Annotated in this window: 13 protein-coding genes; 4 read left to right on the top strand and 9 right to left on the bottom strand. The window is 54.1% G+C overall.

Annotated elements, in window-relative coordinates; all coding sequences use genetic code 11:
- Positions 1-24: 24 nt before the first annotated feature.
- Together LMS44_RS20505 and LMS44_RS20500 are read left to right on the top strand one after the other, a co-directional pair.
- Positions 25-1,527 (top strand): CoA-acylating methylmalonate-semialdehyde dehydrogenase, encoded by a 1,503-nt coding sequence (locus LMS44_RS20505; RefSeq protein ID WP_476488601.1) that lies wholly within the window; start codon positions 25-27, stop codon positions 1,525-1,527.
- A 75-nt stretch (positions 1,528-1,602) separates the two neighbouring features.
- Entirely contained in the window at positions 1,603-2,727 is a 1,125-nt protein-coding gene (locus LMS44_RS20500; RefSeq protein ID WP_476488600.1) for a Gfo/Idh/MocA family protein, read from the top strand.
- 64 nt (positions 2,728-2,791) lie between these two features.
- Here LMS44_RS20500 and mgtE read toward each other — a convergent pair whose 3' ends face one another.
- The 3 genes from mgtE to LMS44_RS20485 all read right to left on the bottom strand — a co-directional run bounded on the left by mgtE (position 2,792) and on the right by LMS44_RS20485 (position 5,550).
- A complete protein-coding gene (gene mgtE, locus LMS44_RS20495; protein WP_498946323.1) occupies positions 2,792-4,147 on the bottom strand; it encodes a magnesium transporter in 1,356 nt (451 codons plus the stop codon).
- Positions 4,148-4,251: 104 nt separating this feature from the next.
- The gene (locus tag LMS44_RS20490; RefSeq protein WP_414119895.1) at positions 4,252-4,410 is read right to left on the bottom strand and encodes a hypothetical protein; all 159 of its coding nucleotides are present in this window, start codon (positions 4,408-4,410) and stop codon (positions 4,252-4,254) included.
- 123 nt (positions 4,411-4,533) lie between these two features.
- Entirely contained in the window at positions 4,534-5,550 is a 1,017-nt protein-coding gene (locus LMS44_RS20485) for an aminocyclopropane-1-carboxylate deaminase (protein WP_498946321.1), read from the bottom strand.
- A 203-nt stretch (positions 5,551-5,753) separates the two neighbouring features.
- Between LMS44_RS20485 and LMS44_RS20480 the strand changes: the two genes are divergently transcribed.
- Entirely contained in the window at positions 5,754-6,260 is a 507-nt protein-coding gene (locus LMS44_RS20480) for an Lrp/AsnC family transcriptional regulator (RefSeq protein WP_089691877.1), read from the top strand.
- Here LMS44_RS20480 and otnC read toward each other — a convergent pair.
- The 6 genes from otnC to LMS44_RS20450 all read right to left on the bottom strand — a co-directional run bounded on the left by otnC (position 6,257) and on the right by LMS44_RS20450 (position 12,816).
- Positions 6,257-6,916: a class II aldolase/adducin family protein gene (gene otnC, locus LMS44_RS20475; protein WP_498946319.1), complete on the bottom strand. Its 660-nt coding sequence runs from the start codon at positions 6,914-6,916 to the stop codon at positions 6,257-6,259. The two genes, LMS44_RS20480 and otnC, sit on opposite strands and share 4 nt — an antisense overlap.
- Positions 6,913-8,199, bottom strand: coding sequence for a four-carbon acid sugar kinase family protein (gene otnK / locus LMS44_RS20470; RefSeq protein WP_498946317.1), 1,287 nt, complete (start codon positions 8,197-8,199; stop codon positions 6,913-6,915). Before otnK ends, otnC begins: the two co-directional genes overlap by 4 nt.
- A gap of 22 nt (positions 8,200-8,221) precedes the next feature.
- Complete coding sequence (locus LMS44_RS20465; protein WP_498946316.1) at positions 8,222-9,712, bottom strand: tripartite tricarboxylate transporter permease; 1,491 nt, start codon at positions 9,710-9,712, stop codon at positions 8,222-8,224.
- A gap of 58 nt (positions 9,713-9,770) precedes the next feature.
- Positions 9,771-10,259, bottom strand: coding sequence for a tripartite tricarboxylate transporter TctB family protein (locus tag LMS44_RS20460; RefSeq protein WP_498946314.1), 489 nt, complete (start codon positions 10,257-10,259; stop codon positions 9,771-9,773).
- Positions 10,260-10,372: 113 nt separating this feature from the next.
- Complete coding sequence (locus tag LMS44_RS20455; RefSeq protein ID WP_498946312.1) at positions 10,373-11,341, bottom strand: Bug family tripartite tricarboxylate transporter substrate binding protein; 969 nt, start codon at positions 11,339-11,341, stop codon at positions 10,373-10,375.
- Positions 11,342-11,391: 50 nt separating this feature from the next.
- The gene (locus LMS44_RS20450; RefSeq protein WP_498946311.1) at positions 11,392-12,816 is read right to left on the bottom strand and encodes a flagellar biosynthesis protein FlgA; all 1,425 of its coding nucleotides are present in this window, start codon (positions 12,814-12,816) and stop codon (positions 11,392-11,394) included.
- A gap of 245 nt (positions 12,817-13,061) precedes the next feature.
- Here LMS44_RS20450 and LMS44_RS20445 point away from each other — a divergent pair, with 245 nt between their 5' ends.
- A complete protein-coding gene (locus LMS44_RS20445; RefSeq protein ID WP_498946309.1) occupies positions 13,062-13,763 on the top strand; it encodes a GntR family transcriptional regulator in 702 nt (233 codons plus the stop codon).
- Positions 13,764-13,868: the final 105 nt, after the last annotated feature.

The following is a 13,868-nucleotide window of genomic DNA, read 5'->3' as shown; positions in this document are numbered from 1 at the left end:
GCCGCCTTTTAATCAGGAGCCTATATGCAAACGTTATCCCACTATCTTAATGGTCAGCTCTCCGCCGGTCAGAGCCAACGTACTTCGCCGGTTTACAATCCGGCCACCGGTGAGCAGAGCGCCCAAGTGGCGCTGGCCACCGCCGATGAAACCCGCGAAGCAGTGCGCATCGCCGACGAGGCCTTTGTCGCTTGGTCTAAAACTTCGCCGCTAAAGCGCGCGCGAATTCTGTTTAAGTTCAAGGCGCTGGTCGAGGAGCACACTGATGAGCTGGCACGACTGGTCTCCAGCGAACACGGTAAGGTGTTTTCTGACGCCAAAGGCGAAGTGACCCGCGGCCTGGAAGTGGTCGAGTTTGCCTGCGGCATTCCCCACCTGCAGAAGGGCGAGCACTCCATGAACGTCGGCACCGGCGTTGATAGCTACTCAATGATGCAGCCGCTGGGCGTGTGCGCCGGTATCTCTCCGTTCAACTTTCCCGCCATGGTGCCTATGTGGATGTTCCCCATCGCCCTGGCTTGCGGCAACACCTTCGTCATGAAGCCTTCAGAGAAAGACCCCTCTACGCCGCTGCGCTTAGCCGAGCTGCTTAAAGAAGCGGGCCTGCCGGATGGCGTCTTCAATGTCGTCAATGGCGATAAAGAGGCGGTGGATGTACTGCTTACTGATGAGCGTGTTCAAGCGGTTAGCTTTGTGGGCTCTACCCCAATTGCCGAGTACATCTACGCTACCGCATCAGCCCATGGCAAGCGTGTTCAGGCTCTGGGCGGCGCCAAAAACCATATGGTGATCATGCCCGATGCGGATCTCGACCAAGCCGTGGGTGCCCTGATGGGCGCGGCCTATGGCTCGGCAGGCGAGCGCTGCATGGCGATTTCGGTGGCCGTGCCCGTGGGCGAAGAAACCGCCAACCGCCTACGCGAGAAACTGGTGGTCGAACTGGATAAACTAACGGTCGGGCCTGGCCTGGTCGATGGCCCGGATAACGATATGGGGCCGCTGATCACCCGCGAGCACCGCGACAAAGTGGCAGGCTATATCCAAACCGGCGTGGATGAAGGCGCAGAGCTAGTGGTCGACGGTCGCCAGACAACGATTGACGGCGCAGGCGATGGCTACTTTATCGGCGGCAGCCTGTTTGACCATGTCACGCCCAGCATGTGTATTCACTCCGAGGAGATTTTTGGCCCGGTGCTGGCCATTGCTCGCGTGGCGAGCTTCGACGAGGCGGTCAGCATGATCAACGCCCACGAATACGGCAATGGCACGGCGATCTTTACCAGGGATGGTGATGCGGCGCGCCAGTACTGCGAGCAGATCCAGGTCGGTATGGTCGGCGTTAACGTGCCGATTCCGGTGCCCATGGCGTTCCACAGCTTCGGTGGTTGGAAGCGCTCGCTGTTTGGCCCGCTGCATATGCACGGCCCGGACGGTGTGCGTTTCTACACCCGCATGAAAACCATCACCCAGCGCTGGCCCAGCGGCATTCGTGAAGAGACCAACCACTTCACCATGCCGACCATGTAAACAGGCTACGGGGCACGACACCATTCAACGCCGGGCCCAGCCCGGCGTTATTGTTTTAAAACAGGGATAATCACAATGAAAACCCTCAAAATTGGCCTCATCGGCACCGGCTTTATGGGCAAAGCCCACACCATCGCCTTTAATGCGGCGCCCAGCGTTTTTGAACTGCCCGCTAAACCCGTTTGCGAACTGCTGGCGGATGTTAACCTTGCCTCCGCGGAGAGCCGGGCGCGGGCCTGGGGATTTGCCCGCGCCACCGACGATTGGCGCGCCTTGGTGGAAGATAGTGAGGTGGACGTGGTGGATATCTGCGCGCCCAACTTCCTGCATAAAGAGATGGCCCTGGCCGCCATTGCCGCTGGTAAGCATGTCTACGCCGAAAAGCCGCTGGCGCTGAGCACGGCAGACGCGAACGAAATGGTCGCCGCGGCTGAAAAGGCGGGTGTCAAAACCCTGGTGGGCTTTAACTATATTCGCAATTCCGCTACCCAGTTGGCCCGCCAGATTGTCGCTAGCGGTGAAATTGGTGAGCTGATTCATTTTCGTGGGCGGCACAACGAGGATTACCTGCTAGACCCGCAAAAGCCCCACGACTGGCATACACAGCGGGCGACCGCAGGCGCCGGTGCGCTAGGCGATGTGGGCTCGCATATTCTCAATATGGCCGAGTTTCTAACCGGACAGCGCATTAACGAGGTTTGCGGCCAACTACAAACCGTCATCCCCACTCGGCCCAAGGCCGACGGCAACGGTATGGCGGCGGTAGAGAACGATGATCAAGCCCAGGCCATGCTGCGTTTTGATCAGGGGTTAATCGGTAATATCGAAACTTCACGGGTGGCGGCTGGCCGCAAGATGGGCTTGGCCTACACGCTAACGGGCACCAAGGGTGCCATTGTGTTTGACCAGGAGCGCATGAGCGAGCTGCAGCTATATCGCCACAGCGATGCCCACGGCAGGCGCGGCTTTACCACCCTGTTAGCAGGCCCCGAACACCCTGACTATGCCGCTTTCAGCCCCGCACCGGGGCACGGTCTGGGCTATAACGATCAGAAGATTATCGAGGTGCGTGATCTGGTGGAGGGAATCATCAACGACCGCCCCCTCTATCCAGACTTCCGCGAAGCCGCGCGGGTTAATCGGCTTATTGAGGCCATCGAAGCATCAGATCGGATGGGGCAGTGGGTGATGGTATCGTAGTTGCTTCTGCCTTGAGCGCCTGGGCTTTTCAATAAACGCCCAGGCGCCTGCCGGGAGGAAAAAGTTACAGAATAATCAGCGTCGCGAGCCCAAGGAATGATAAAAAGCCGACCACATCGGTCACGGTCGTCAAAATAACCGCGCCCGATAGCGCGGGGTCGATCTGCAGCTTTTTCAGCACCATGGGAATTAATACGCCGGATAAGTTAGCGAGACTCATATTGATAAAGATGGCCAGGGTGATCACCAGCGTGATCATGGCGTCGCCAAACCAGATATGGGCAATCAAGCCGACCACTAATGCCCAAACCAAGCCGTTACTCATACCCACCCACATCTCTTTGTTATATAGCCAGCGGACGTTGTTACCCGCCAGTTGGCCCAGCGCCAAGCCGCGTATAACCACGGTGAGGGTTTGGCTACCGGCAATACCTCCCATGCTTGCTACCACTGGCATCAAAATGGCCAGGGCAACAATTTGATCTAATGCCGCTTCAAATTGCCCGATAACGAAGGCGGCTAAAAAAGCCGTTAACAGATTAATGCCCAGCCAAATACCGCGACTTTTCGCGCTGCGTAAAACGGGCGTGAAGACTTCCTCTTCGTTACTGACGCCGGACATATGCTTTAACGTCATGTCCGCGTCGTCTTGGGTGATTTCAAGTACGTCGGCGGCGTTTAGCTGGCCTACCAATAACCCATCGCTATCGCACACAGGCACAAAGTGCAGCTCTTTAGAGCGCAATAACGCCGCCGCATCACTGACTTTCATTTGATCATTTAGGGTGAAAAAGTCATCCATATAATCATCAACCACGGCATCTTGCGGCTGTTTGATTAAATCAATCAGGGTCAAGGTGCCGAGTAAGCGTTTATCCTTATCCGTAATCATGATCTGCTGCGACTCATCGTCGAGAAGATGGTGGATGCGGATATAGCGCTGCACGGCCTCTAACGACACGCCTTGCTTTACATTGACCGTTTCAGGATCCATGTAACGGCCAACCACGTCATCTTCATAGGCGTGAAGATTCTCAACCTGGGCGCGGATCTCTTGCTCTAAGCTGGCGTAGACGCTGGTTTTTATGGCTTCATCAGCAACATCCAAAACTTCAGCAACTTCTTGAGCATCCAAGCCTTTAACAATTTCTTCTACATCGCTGGCCGATAAGTCTTCGATGTAGTCAGCACGGATGTCTTCGTCAACTTCGGCGAGAACTTCGCCAATTAAATCGTCGGGAATATACTCCCAAAGAAAATCTCGCGTTTTGGCCGGGAAGGACTCCAGTGTTCGCGCAATGTCTAAAATATCGAGTTCAGAGAAATACGCTTTTAGTGCCGTTGTGTCTGGGTCATCTAGCAGGTTTTGAAGGTGGAGTAGCTGCTCTTCGGAATTGGTGTATTGTTCATCATCGCGCATAGAGTCCGTCCTTATTGGAAGCTAAGTGTTAAAAAAGTGCAAACTCCTGGCGGCTCGCTTTATGAATGTTATAGACAGGTATGGTTGAACGCCACGCGAACACCTTAGGCCATGCGCTGCTGGGCAGAAACGGGCGGTACGTCGGTGCCAATCATCTCATCATCGGCGCCGGCCCAGGTCAGCGTGCCGTGGGTGAAATCCAGCGGCGCTGGGTAGTGGGCAAGTTCGTCAAGGGTGAGGTGTGCGGGAAGCGTTGAAGACATGGCGTATCCGTGAACATCTTATACGCCAAGACTAAAGGGTGTGCATTATTTGTACAGCAGTAACCGCCTGATCGGCGTCATTGAGGCGCTGGATCAGACGGTTCGAGGTGGGTGTTTTATTCCTTATCCATTTCTAAACAGGAAACTATAGGCATTTAGCGCGGGTACGCCGCCTAGGTGGGCGTAGAGTACCTTGGAGCCCGCTGGGAATTCACCGTTACGCACCATGTCGATCATGCCGTGCATGGATTTTCCTTCGTAAACGGGGTCGGTGAGTACGCCTTCCAGGCGGGCGCATAGGCGAATGGCTTCCAGCGTGCCTTCGTTGGGCAGTCCGTACTCAGGGCCGCCGTAGCGGGTATCCAAAATAATATCGTCATCGTTAATACCACCTTCCAATTCCACCAGCTCGGCCGTATTGCGCGCGATGCGTAGGATCTGTTCACGGGTTTGTTCAGGCTTTGCAGAGGCGTCAATGCCAATCACTCGCTGGGCACGGCCATCGGCGGCAAACCCCACCACCATGCCTGCCTGTGTGCTGCCGGTGACTGAGCACACCACGATATAGTCAAACGTAAAGCCCAGCTCTTTCTCCTGCTGACGCACCTCTTCAGCAAAGCCTACAAAGCCTAAGCCGCCGTAAGGGTGCTCGGAACAGCCAGCGGGAATCGGGAAGGGCTTACCGCCTTGCTGGCGAACATCCTCCATCGCCTGCTCCCAGCTGGGGCGAATGCCGATGTCGAACCCCGCGTCATCCAAGCGCACATCGGCACCCATGATGCGTGACATCTCGATATTGCCCACGCGGTCATACACCGCGTCGGAGTAGTTGACCCAGTTCTCCTGTACCAGCACACACTGCATACCCAGATGGGCGGCCACTGCTGCCACTTGCCGGGTCTGGTTGGACTGAATACCACCAATCGATACCAGCGTATCGCAGCCCTGTTCAAGTGCCTCAGGAATCAAGTACTCCAGCTTGCGGGTCTTGTTGCCGCCAAAGGCCAGGCCGCTGTTGCAGTCTTCGCGCTTGGCGTAGAGCTCCACTTCACCGCCTAAATGTTCGCTTAGCCGTTTGAGCGGCGTAATGGGAGAGGGGCCAAAGGTAAGCGGGTAACGTGGGAAGCGTTCGAGGTTCATAGCAATCTCCAGCTTTAAAACATTGGGTGCGATATAGGGCGGCTAAGGTTGTTGTGAACAATTGGCGTGCTCTCTGCTATTCATAGTAAGTGTTAGTCGTGATTTTTGTGTTGCAAAGTCGGCTGGTTTAAAGCAATAAAAGTTGCTACAACATGTTTTATATGGGTTTAAATAGTGTTTATAGATAAATAAGGTAAATAATAGTGCGCTCAAAAACCTCCCGTTCACGCCCTGAGCCTGATGATCAGGCCGCTGAACTAGACCGAACAGATCGGCGTATCCTTAAACTGCTTCAGGACGATGCCACACTCTCCAATGTGGCACTGGCAGAGCAGGTGAACTTGAGCCCGGCGGCGTGCTTACGCAGGGTGGAAAGGCTCAAGCGGGATGGGGTAATCAGCAGGGTGGTGGCGCATTTAGACCCGGAGCAGCTACAGGCAGGTATGGTGGTGTTGATTGGGGTGGTGTTGGATCGCTCAACGCCGGAATCCTTCGCTGCCTTCGAAGAGGCGGCCCAGAAGGTTTCTGGATGTATGGAGTGTCACGTAGTAACGGGGGAGTTTGATTATTTTATGCTGGTACGCACCCGGGACAGCCAAAGCTTCAACAGGCTGCACGCTGAACAGTTGCTCTACCTGCCCGGCGTGCGTCAGATCCGCTCGTTTATGGGGCTGCGACAGGTGGTCTCTACCCATAAGGTGCTGGTTTAATCTTTTGGAAAGCGCGCTTCCAGTTCGGCCACTTGCTCCTGCGTTAGCCCTCGCGGGTTCTCGCCCCGCAGCAATAGGTAAAGCTTGGCGGTCTCTTCCAGCTCTTCAGTGGCATACACCGCCGCTTCGAGATTTTTCCCTGCCACCACAGGGCCGTGGTTGGCCAGCAGCACCGCGCTATGCTTGCCCGCTAATCCCCGCACTGCATCGCCCAGCTTGGGGTCGCCGGGAATGTGGTACGGCACCAACGGCAGCTTGCCCACCCGCATCACATAGTAGGCGGTGAGTGGTGGTATGCAGTCGCAGGGATCCACTTCGGGCAGGCAAGAGACCGCCACCGAGTGAGTGGAGTGCAGATGCACAATCGCACCGGACTGTGGGCGCTCTTCATACATCGCCATATGCAGGAACTGCTCTTTGGTGGGCGAGTCGCCACTCATCAGTTGGCCGTTACTGTCCAGATGAGAGATGCGCGCAGGATCCAGCCGCCCCAAGCAGGCGTTAGTGGGTGTCATCAGCCAGCCGCCATCGTCTAGCCGCACGCTGATATTGCCGCTGGAGCCCATGGTCAGGCCGCGGTCAAACAGCGACTTGCCCAGGGTGCTGATCTGCTCCCGCAAACTGTTTTGGGGATGGCGATGCAAGTGAATGCTCATACCAGCACCTCAAACGCCCGAGTAAAGAAGTCGACGTCACCGAAATTGCCAGACTTCAGCGCAAGCGACAATGGTGCTTCGCGACCCGCCATTGGGGTTTGCGTCCAGGGCACGCCGGGGTCGATTTGCTCACCAATCCGTAGGGTAGTTATCCCTAACGCTGAGACTACTGCACCGGAGGTTTCGCCCCCGGCGACCAGCAACCGGCCCACGCCTTCGTTAACTAGCGCGACTGCTAGTTGGCTCAATGCTTCTTCCACTAGCAGCCCGGCACGCTCTATCCCTAACGCTTGTTGGGCCGCTCCTACTTTTGTTGGGTCTGCAGAGGCATAGATTAGTACCGGCATGCTACTGGATAGACGTTCCAGGGCAAAGGCCAGCGCCTGCTCCCACTGTTTGTTACCTTCGTTAAGCGATAAAGGATCCAGCGCAAAGCCCCCCGATGGGTGGCGTTCCAGAAAATCTGCCACCTGGGCCAGCGTGGCGCGGGAACAACTGCCAGAAAGCACCAGCGCACTACCGGAAGCTGGGGGCAAACGGCCCGGCTCAGTTATGGTGTCTAACCAACTTTGGGCACGATACTGGGCGGGTAGCGCCTGCCCTAAACCAGAGCCGCCGGTAACTAAAGGCATCGCAACGGTAGCTTCAGCCAGGATGTCCAGATCCTGTTCGTCCAAAGAATCACAAATAACATGTCGAACGCTTTGCTCTGCCAGCGCCGATAAATGAGCACGAGTTGCGTTAGCCCCCTGGGCCAGTACGGTACGATTGGCTAAGCCCACTGGGTGTGGTGTTTGGCGGGAGAGCACTCGTACTAGGTCGGCATCCTTCATCGGCGTGAGCGGGTGGTGCTGCATACCGCTGTCGTTGAGCAATCGGTCGCCCACAAATAGATGGCCCTGATAGACCGTACGACCGTTAATCGGGAAGGCAGGCACCATCACCGTTTGGTGCGCGTCCAGGGCTTCCAGCAGCGCATCCGCTACCGGGCCGATATTGCCCTGGTCGGTAGAGTCAAAGGTGGAGCAGTACTTGAAGAACAGTTGCCGAACCCCCTGCTGGCGAAGCCACTCAAGGGCGGCCAGAGAGTCCTCCACGGCTTCGTCCACCGGGCAGGAGCGCGATTTCAGCGCCACGACCACCGCATCGATATCAGCGAGGTCGATCTCTTGCTGGGGCACGCCAATCACCTGCAGGCAGCGCATGCCACCGCGCACCAGGTTATTTGCAAGATCCGTGGCCCCAGTGAAGTCGTCGGCAATAGCACCTAATACAATTGTCATACGTTGTATCCGTTGTCAGGGTTCAGGGAGTGGCGGCTTTCATGCGTGCGCGTTTAATCAGTGGCGAGATAATCGTCACTGCCAACAGTAGTGCTGCAATGGCCAGTAAGGTGGCGCTGATGGGGCGGGTAAAGAAGATCGATATATCTCCCTGGGACATCGACAACGCACGGCGCAGCTCGCTCTCTGCAATGGGGCCTAGTACTAGGCCTAGGATGATCGAAACCAGCGGGAATTTTAGTTTTTCCAGCAGGTAGCCCATGACGCCAAAGCCAAGCATCAACCACACATCAAACATAGAGTTGCGCACCGAGTAGGTACCCACGATGCAACACATAATAATGATCGGGCCGAGCGCCGAGTAGGGCACATTCAATAGCTTGGTGAACAGGGTGATAAATGGCTTGGAGAACAACAAAATCATAAAGTTGACGATAAACAGACCCGCGAACACGGCATAGATTAGGCTGCTGTGGGTCATCATAAACATTGGGCCCGGCTGCAGGCCGTGCATGATAAATGCCCCAAGAATGACCGCTGTGGTGCCACTACCTGGAATGCCCAGGGCAAACAACGGTACTAAGGCGCCCATGGCAGCGGCATTGTTCGCCGATTCAGGCGCTGCAATCCCTTCCGGTGCCCCTTTGCCAAATTTCTCGGGATGCTTAGACCAACGCACTGTTTCGCTATAGCTCACCATAGCGGCTGTGCTTGCTCCAATGCCCGGTAAGATGCCAATAATCACACCAATAATAGAAGAGCGCGTAAGCGTGGTACCGATTTGGCGCAAGATAGGTAGATCAAAGATTTTAACTTTTACTTTCGTAATCGGCTGATGGCTGTCTTGATCTAGAGAGCGTTTCATCACTTCAGAAACGGCGAACAGCCCCACGATCATCGGTATCAGTCCAACCCCTTCCATCAGGTTTAGATTATCGAAGGTATAGCGGCTGGTACCCGTTAGTGGGTCGATCCCCATGGTGGCAATAAACAACCCAATAGTGGCGCCAATCAGTCCGTAGATCAGACGGCCACCTAAGGAGGCCACAACGGTTAAGCCAAGCACTGCAAGGGCAAAATATTCGGGGGAGGAGAACCTTAATGCCATCTTAGCCAGCATTGGGGTAAAGATAATCAACGCAATGGTACCCACTAAACCGCCAATCGCAGAACTCAGCACGCCAATGCCCAGTGCTTTGCCTGCCTGGCCCTGCTGGGTCATCGGGTAGCCATCAAAGGCAGTCATCACCGCCTCTGGCGTCCCGGGGGCACGGTAGAGAATGGCGGTGATCAAACCAGAAAAAACAGTCGCGCCATAGATGGCAGTCAGCAACATAAAGGCAGTAGTGGAGTCCATGCCATAGGTAACGGGTAGCAGGATAACCACCAGAATAACGCCGCTGATGCCGGGTAACGCACCACCGATAAATCCGATAAAAACGGCTGAAGTAAGTAGTAGCAGGTTGAGTGGCTGCATCACTACAGCCAGCCCGCCTAGAAAATTCTCTAGCATCATCAACTCCTAAACAGGTAGCAGTAGCGGTTATCGGCAAACTTCTTAACAATAAGTGTCATAGCGGGATGCCAAGCAGCATGACGAAGACACCCTGCATCAGCAGTGTGGCAACCACCACGGTAATTAGAATCGTGCGCCAGGAGCGAGCCCCAAGCAGCAGCGTACCTACCAATGTGAAAGCGATACTGGCGATTAAAAAGCCCACTATGCTGATTAACCAGGTGTAGATAACGGTGGCGGCAATCAGCCACCAGTGTCGCGTGGACGCTAGGGAAAAGCGTTGAGCCGTGACGGGATCGTTCTGAGGACGAGAAGCTTCTTCTGGTTCATCGTCATAAGTGGTGCCTCGCCGCGCATCACGCCATGTGATCAGTAGCAGTGCGCTACCCAACCCAATAAGCGCAATTACTAGCGTCAGAGGCCATACGCGAGGGCCAATAAAGGTAGAAACCTCAGCGGAGCTGGGAAACTGCAGTGTGGGCACTAAGCTGACCACTGCTAGCAACACCACCGCGAATGCGAAGAGAGAAATCCTGGCGTGCATGATAAACCCCGAAGGGAACGTGGCTGGGTCTATTTGATAACAATAGTCCCAGACAGTGAGTTAAAAAGCAGGCAAATTAATTGCCTGCTTTCACTTAGCACTTAATTCGATTTTTATTGATCGTTATTAAGTAGGCGCGAATAGAGTTCATAGTTATTTTCTAGGCGCTGACGATATTCGTCGCTGCCCATCCAGCCTTCACGATAAGTAAGGTTTACTCGCTCGGCGTATGTCTGGTACTCCTCAGAGTCGTAAACCTTTTTGAAAGTGTCTTCTAAGCGTTTCAGAAGCGGTTCAGGTGTATCGGCGTGGACAAAAATTGCACGGTCATTGCCATCGGTTAGATCCCACTCGTATTCAGCTGTAGTTGGAACATCAGGATAATCGGCCAAACGCTCATCGCTGAATACCAGGATTGGCATCATTTGGCCCGCTTCCATATAGCTCAGCAAAGGGCTAAGTGACGTGGTGGTCGCGTCGATATTGTTGCCCAGAACATTAGCGGTGGCATTGCCTGTGCTGTCGTAAGGAATGAAATTCATATCCAGGCCTGATGCATCACGCAACGACAGAAATGAAACGTGGTCAGGGCTAGCGGTGTGAGTGCCGCCCACAGTGACCTCGCCTGGGTTTTCCTTGACGTATTCCAAGAACGATTCAAAATCCGGGTAACGCTCTGGATTGACGAATAAGGCCATTACATCTGACTGCATCCGTGCCACGGGCGTGAGTTGATCTAAGCCGATTGGGTTCTGCCCTGCGGCTAATGACGTCACTAAAGTGGTGGAAGCGAAATCAAGGGTATGGCCATCTGGGACACCGTTTGCAGTACGCTGGTGGGCCAACGCCCCGGAGGCAGACGGTAGGTTAATCACGTTAATACGTGCATCGCCAAGGGCTTCCTCAAACATCGGGCGAACCACACGAGCGAAGTTATCCGTGCCGCCACCAGCGCCTGCCGCTACCAAAAACTGGATAGTCTTTGTCGGATAATCTGCTGCATCATCGGCGTTGACAGCTGTGGCGACGCTAACCAGCGCGACGCCGAGTGTTGCCATTTTGAGAGTGGACTTAGTGAGCATAGTGTTTCTCCTATCTGATTGTTATTGCTTTTAATTCCCGTTAGGGAAGTTTAATTTAGCGTGCTGTCGATAGCGGCTTTAGGAACTAAGGTATTTTGTTGAAACAACTGATCCTGCTTTTCACGTTGTTGTTTTAAGGTTGATTCAGGCAGTGCCACATCCGCTAAGGTAATTGGCTGATTGGGGGCAATGTCTCGGATCACATGAGCGCCTGGCAGCAGATAAAACGGCACTTTTGCTCCTGGTGCTAGCGCTGCGGCGGGATGCAGCTCTGGACGTAGCCCTTCGATGTGCCGGTGGTGGCCGCGCATTTCGAGGTGCTGGCCTGCTTTAATGGGCTGGGTTGCCCGCGCTGTTAGGTCAAATTTGGGTGTCGTAGCGTGACCACCGCCGGAGGTTTGACCATTGATGACCACATCGAGAAGTGAAATCGGTGCTTCTAAGCCAAGCAGGTGTCGGGGTAGGTAAATCATCGCGCTATTGCCGCTGTGGCTCAGTACATGGCCTTTATCCCGCAGTAGAGTCCATACATGGGGGTCTTCACAGCGCACGACCACAAAAACGCCTCCTGCAAAGCTCAGTTCATCTGGTCGGCGTAGGCAATTAAACACTTCCAAGCGCTCAATCCCTTGCAGTACCCCACCTTGGCTCTGAATGTCCAAAAGGGTCGGTACTTCCGCTGTGCGCAGTACCATGGCATGAAATTCAGGGCGATCAGGACGTAGCCCCGTGGCATTGGCTACGTTGACCATTTCGCACAGATCAGGTACCGAAATTTGCGGGATCGCAGCGAGTAGCTTGCTGCGTGCTTCCACCATATCGCGCTCCTGGCCTGGCGGTAATTCCCAAAGTTCTTTCAAGCCAGGGGCAGGAAAGTCGGCACCGTTGCAAGTAACGGTGTCGCTTGCCTCATCCCAAATAAAGTCATATTCGCTACTTTTACCTGCAGCAATAATCTCAAAGCCAAGGGTTCTGGCCCAGGTGAGTAGGCCAATAAGCAGGCTAGGCTGGTCACCATCCAACGGAGTGAATAGTCGCCCCTGCTGATAAGCCAGGCGGGTTAAATAGGGGCCAACCACCGATTCGGTCTCTTTGGTGGCAATGCCAACGTGCTTACCTGCGAGCAGAGCAGCTTCTGCATAGCGCGCGCCTACATCAGGTATGCCAGTAGATTCCACTAAAATATCGAAAGGCAGCGCTTGAATTGTTTCAAAGGCAGTCGTGGCGATAAACATCCCTTCTTGCCACGCTTTTTCAGCGTCACTTTTAGAATGGCATACCATTATCTGGCCATCAGAAATGCCAGCATGCCGCAACGCTTCGGCTGCTTTTTCAGGATTAATATCGATTGCAATTCGTGCTGATAGTTTTTCCATTTGGCGCGCTTGTCGCAAAACGCCGCGGCCAAAGTCACCAGCACCCGCGATACAGGCCTCAACCACCTTGCCTTTTTCAAAATATTGTAAGTAGTTCATACGGTGTGGGTATTCCCTTTACTGGTCAAACTGCTGCGATGACATTTTCTGTCGTCATGGCGCTAAAGAGGTGAGCTTTTCAGCAATCGTATGTATGGAATGTAGTGGTATACCATTTTGAAGGTCAATTGGTTGGTGTTAATACTTTGGTATCGAACAGGCCTGTTTTTTATTTATAGTATTGATAAGTATGGGTTTAAAAAACCAGCGTTTTAACGCTATTTGTTTGAAAGGATGTTTTTGGTATGCCATTCTTGGCGTTCGCTTACTATGTGAATATGCCAATGGAAGAAGTCGCCCAGCCAAATCAGCCCGGACTTGTGGAGAAAGTCGCGAATTATTTACGTGAACATATCGTGATGGACCATTTTCAGCCTGGTCAACGTTTGCCCGAGCGAACATTGGCGGTTGAGCTTCAAGTATCCCGTACCCCGTTACGAGAGGCTCTGAAGATTCTTGCTGCGGAAGGGCTTGTGGTGATATCGCCAAACCGGGGGGCCGTGGTGGCGGATGTAAGTCCCGCTGATATGAAAGAGAAAGCGTATGTCTTGAGTGTGCTTGAGCAGGCCGCAGCAGAGCTGACGTGCGCCAACGCCAGTGATGATGATATTGCGGAGTTGCAGGCGCTTCATTATGAGATGAAGGCTTCATTCTTACGACGTGACCGACAGAACTATTTTCGCCTAAACCAAGATATTCACAACCGAATTGTGGCGTTGTCGGGAAATACGACGCTGATTGATATGCATGCCAACCTAAGCCGTCAGCTATATCGTGTCCGCTACCTTTCAAATCAAAAAAATGAAAAATGGGCAACGGCAATGGAAGAGCACGAAGCCATTCTTGCTGCTTTGGAAGCGCGGGATGGTGAACGTGTAGGCCACGAGCTACGTAATCACCTGGGCAAGACATGGGTTAAGTATGCTAATGGGGAGTCGTTGGCTTAGCACTGTTCGGTGTGTAGCACGTTTATTCGGTGAGAGCTCTACTGATGAACTCCAGAAACCGGTGGTCGTTGGCATGGGCAATATTAATGCGCATTGAATTGGCAT

The organism is Halomonas profundus (assembly GCF_020865425.1).
GTDB lineage: Bacteria > Pseudomonadota > Gammaproteobacteria > Pseudomonadales > Halomonadaceae > Vreelandella > Vreelandella titanicae.
This window is presented reverse-complemented; position numbering and strand designations above follow the sequence as displayed.

Coding starts and splice junctions, on each gene's coding strand:
- LMS44_RS20505 (WP_476488601.1), top strand. CDS start 25: ATGCAAACGTTATCCCACTATCTTAATGGTCAGCTCTCCGCCGGTCAG.
- LMS44_RS20500 (WP_476488600.1), top strand. CDS start 1,603: ATGAAAACCCTCAAAATTGGCCTCATCGGCACCGGCTTTATGGGCAAA.
- mgtE (WP_498946323.1), bottom strand. CDS start 4,147: ATGCGCGATGATGAACAATACACCAATTCCGAAGAGCAGCTACTCCAC.
- LMS44_RS20490 (WP_414119895.1), bottom strand. CDS start 4,410: ATGTCTTCAACGCTTCCCGCACACCTCACCCTTGACGAACTTGCCCAC.
- LMS44_RS20485 (WP_498946321.1), bottom strand. CDS start 5,550: ATGAACCTCGAACGCTTCCCACGTTACCCGCTTACCTTTGGCCCCTCT.
- otnC (WP_498946319.1), bottom strand. CDS start 6,916: ATGAGCATTCACTTGCATCGCCATCCCCAAAACAGTTTGCGGGAGCAG.
- otnK (WP_498946317.1), bottom strand. CDS start 8,199: ATGACAATTGTATTAGGTGCTATTGCCGACGACTTCACTGGGGCCACG.
- LMS44_RS20465 (WP_498946316.1), bottom strand. CDS start 9,712: ATGCTAGAGAATTTTCTAGGCGGGCTGGCTGTAGTGATGCAGCCACTC.
- LMS44_RS20460 (WP_498946314.1), bottom strand. CDS start 10,259: ATGCACGCCAGGATTTCTCTCTTCGCATTCGCGGTGGTGTTGCTAGCA.
- LMS44_RS20455 (WP_498946312.1), bottom strand. CDS start 11,341: ATGCTCACTAAGTCCACTCTCAAAATGGCAACACTCGGCGTCGCGCTG.
- LMS44_RS20450 (WP_498946311.1), bottom strand. CDS start 12,816: ATGAACTACTTACAATATTTTGAAAAAGGCAAGGTGGTTGAGGCCTGT.
- LMS44_RS20445 (WP_498946309.1), top strand. CDS start 13,062: ATGCCATTCTTGGCGTTCGCTTACTATGTGAATATGCCAATGGAAGAA.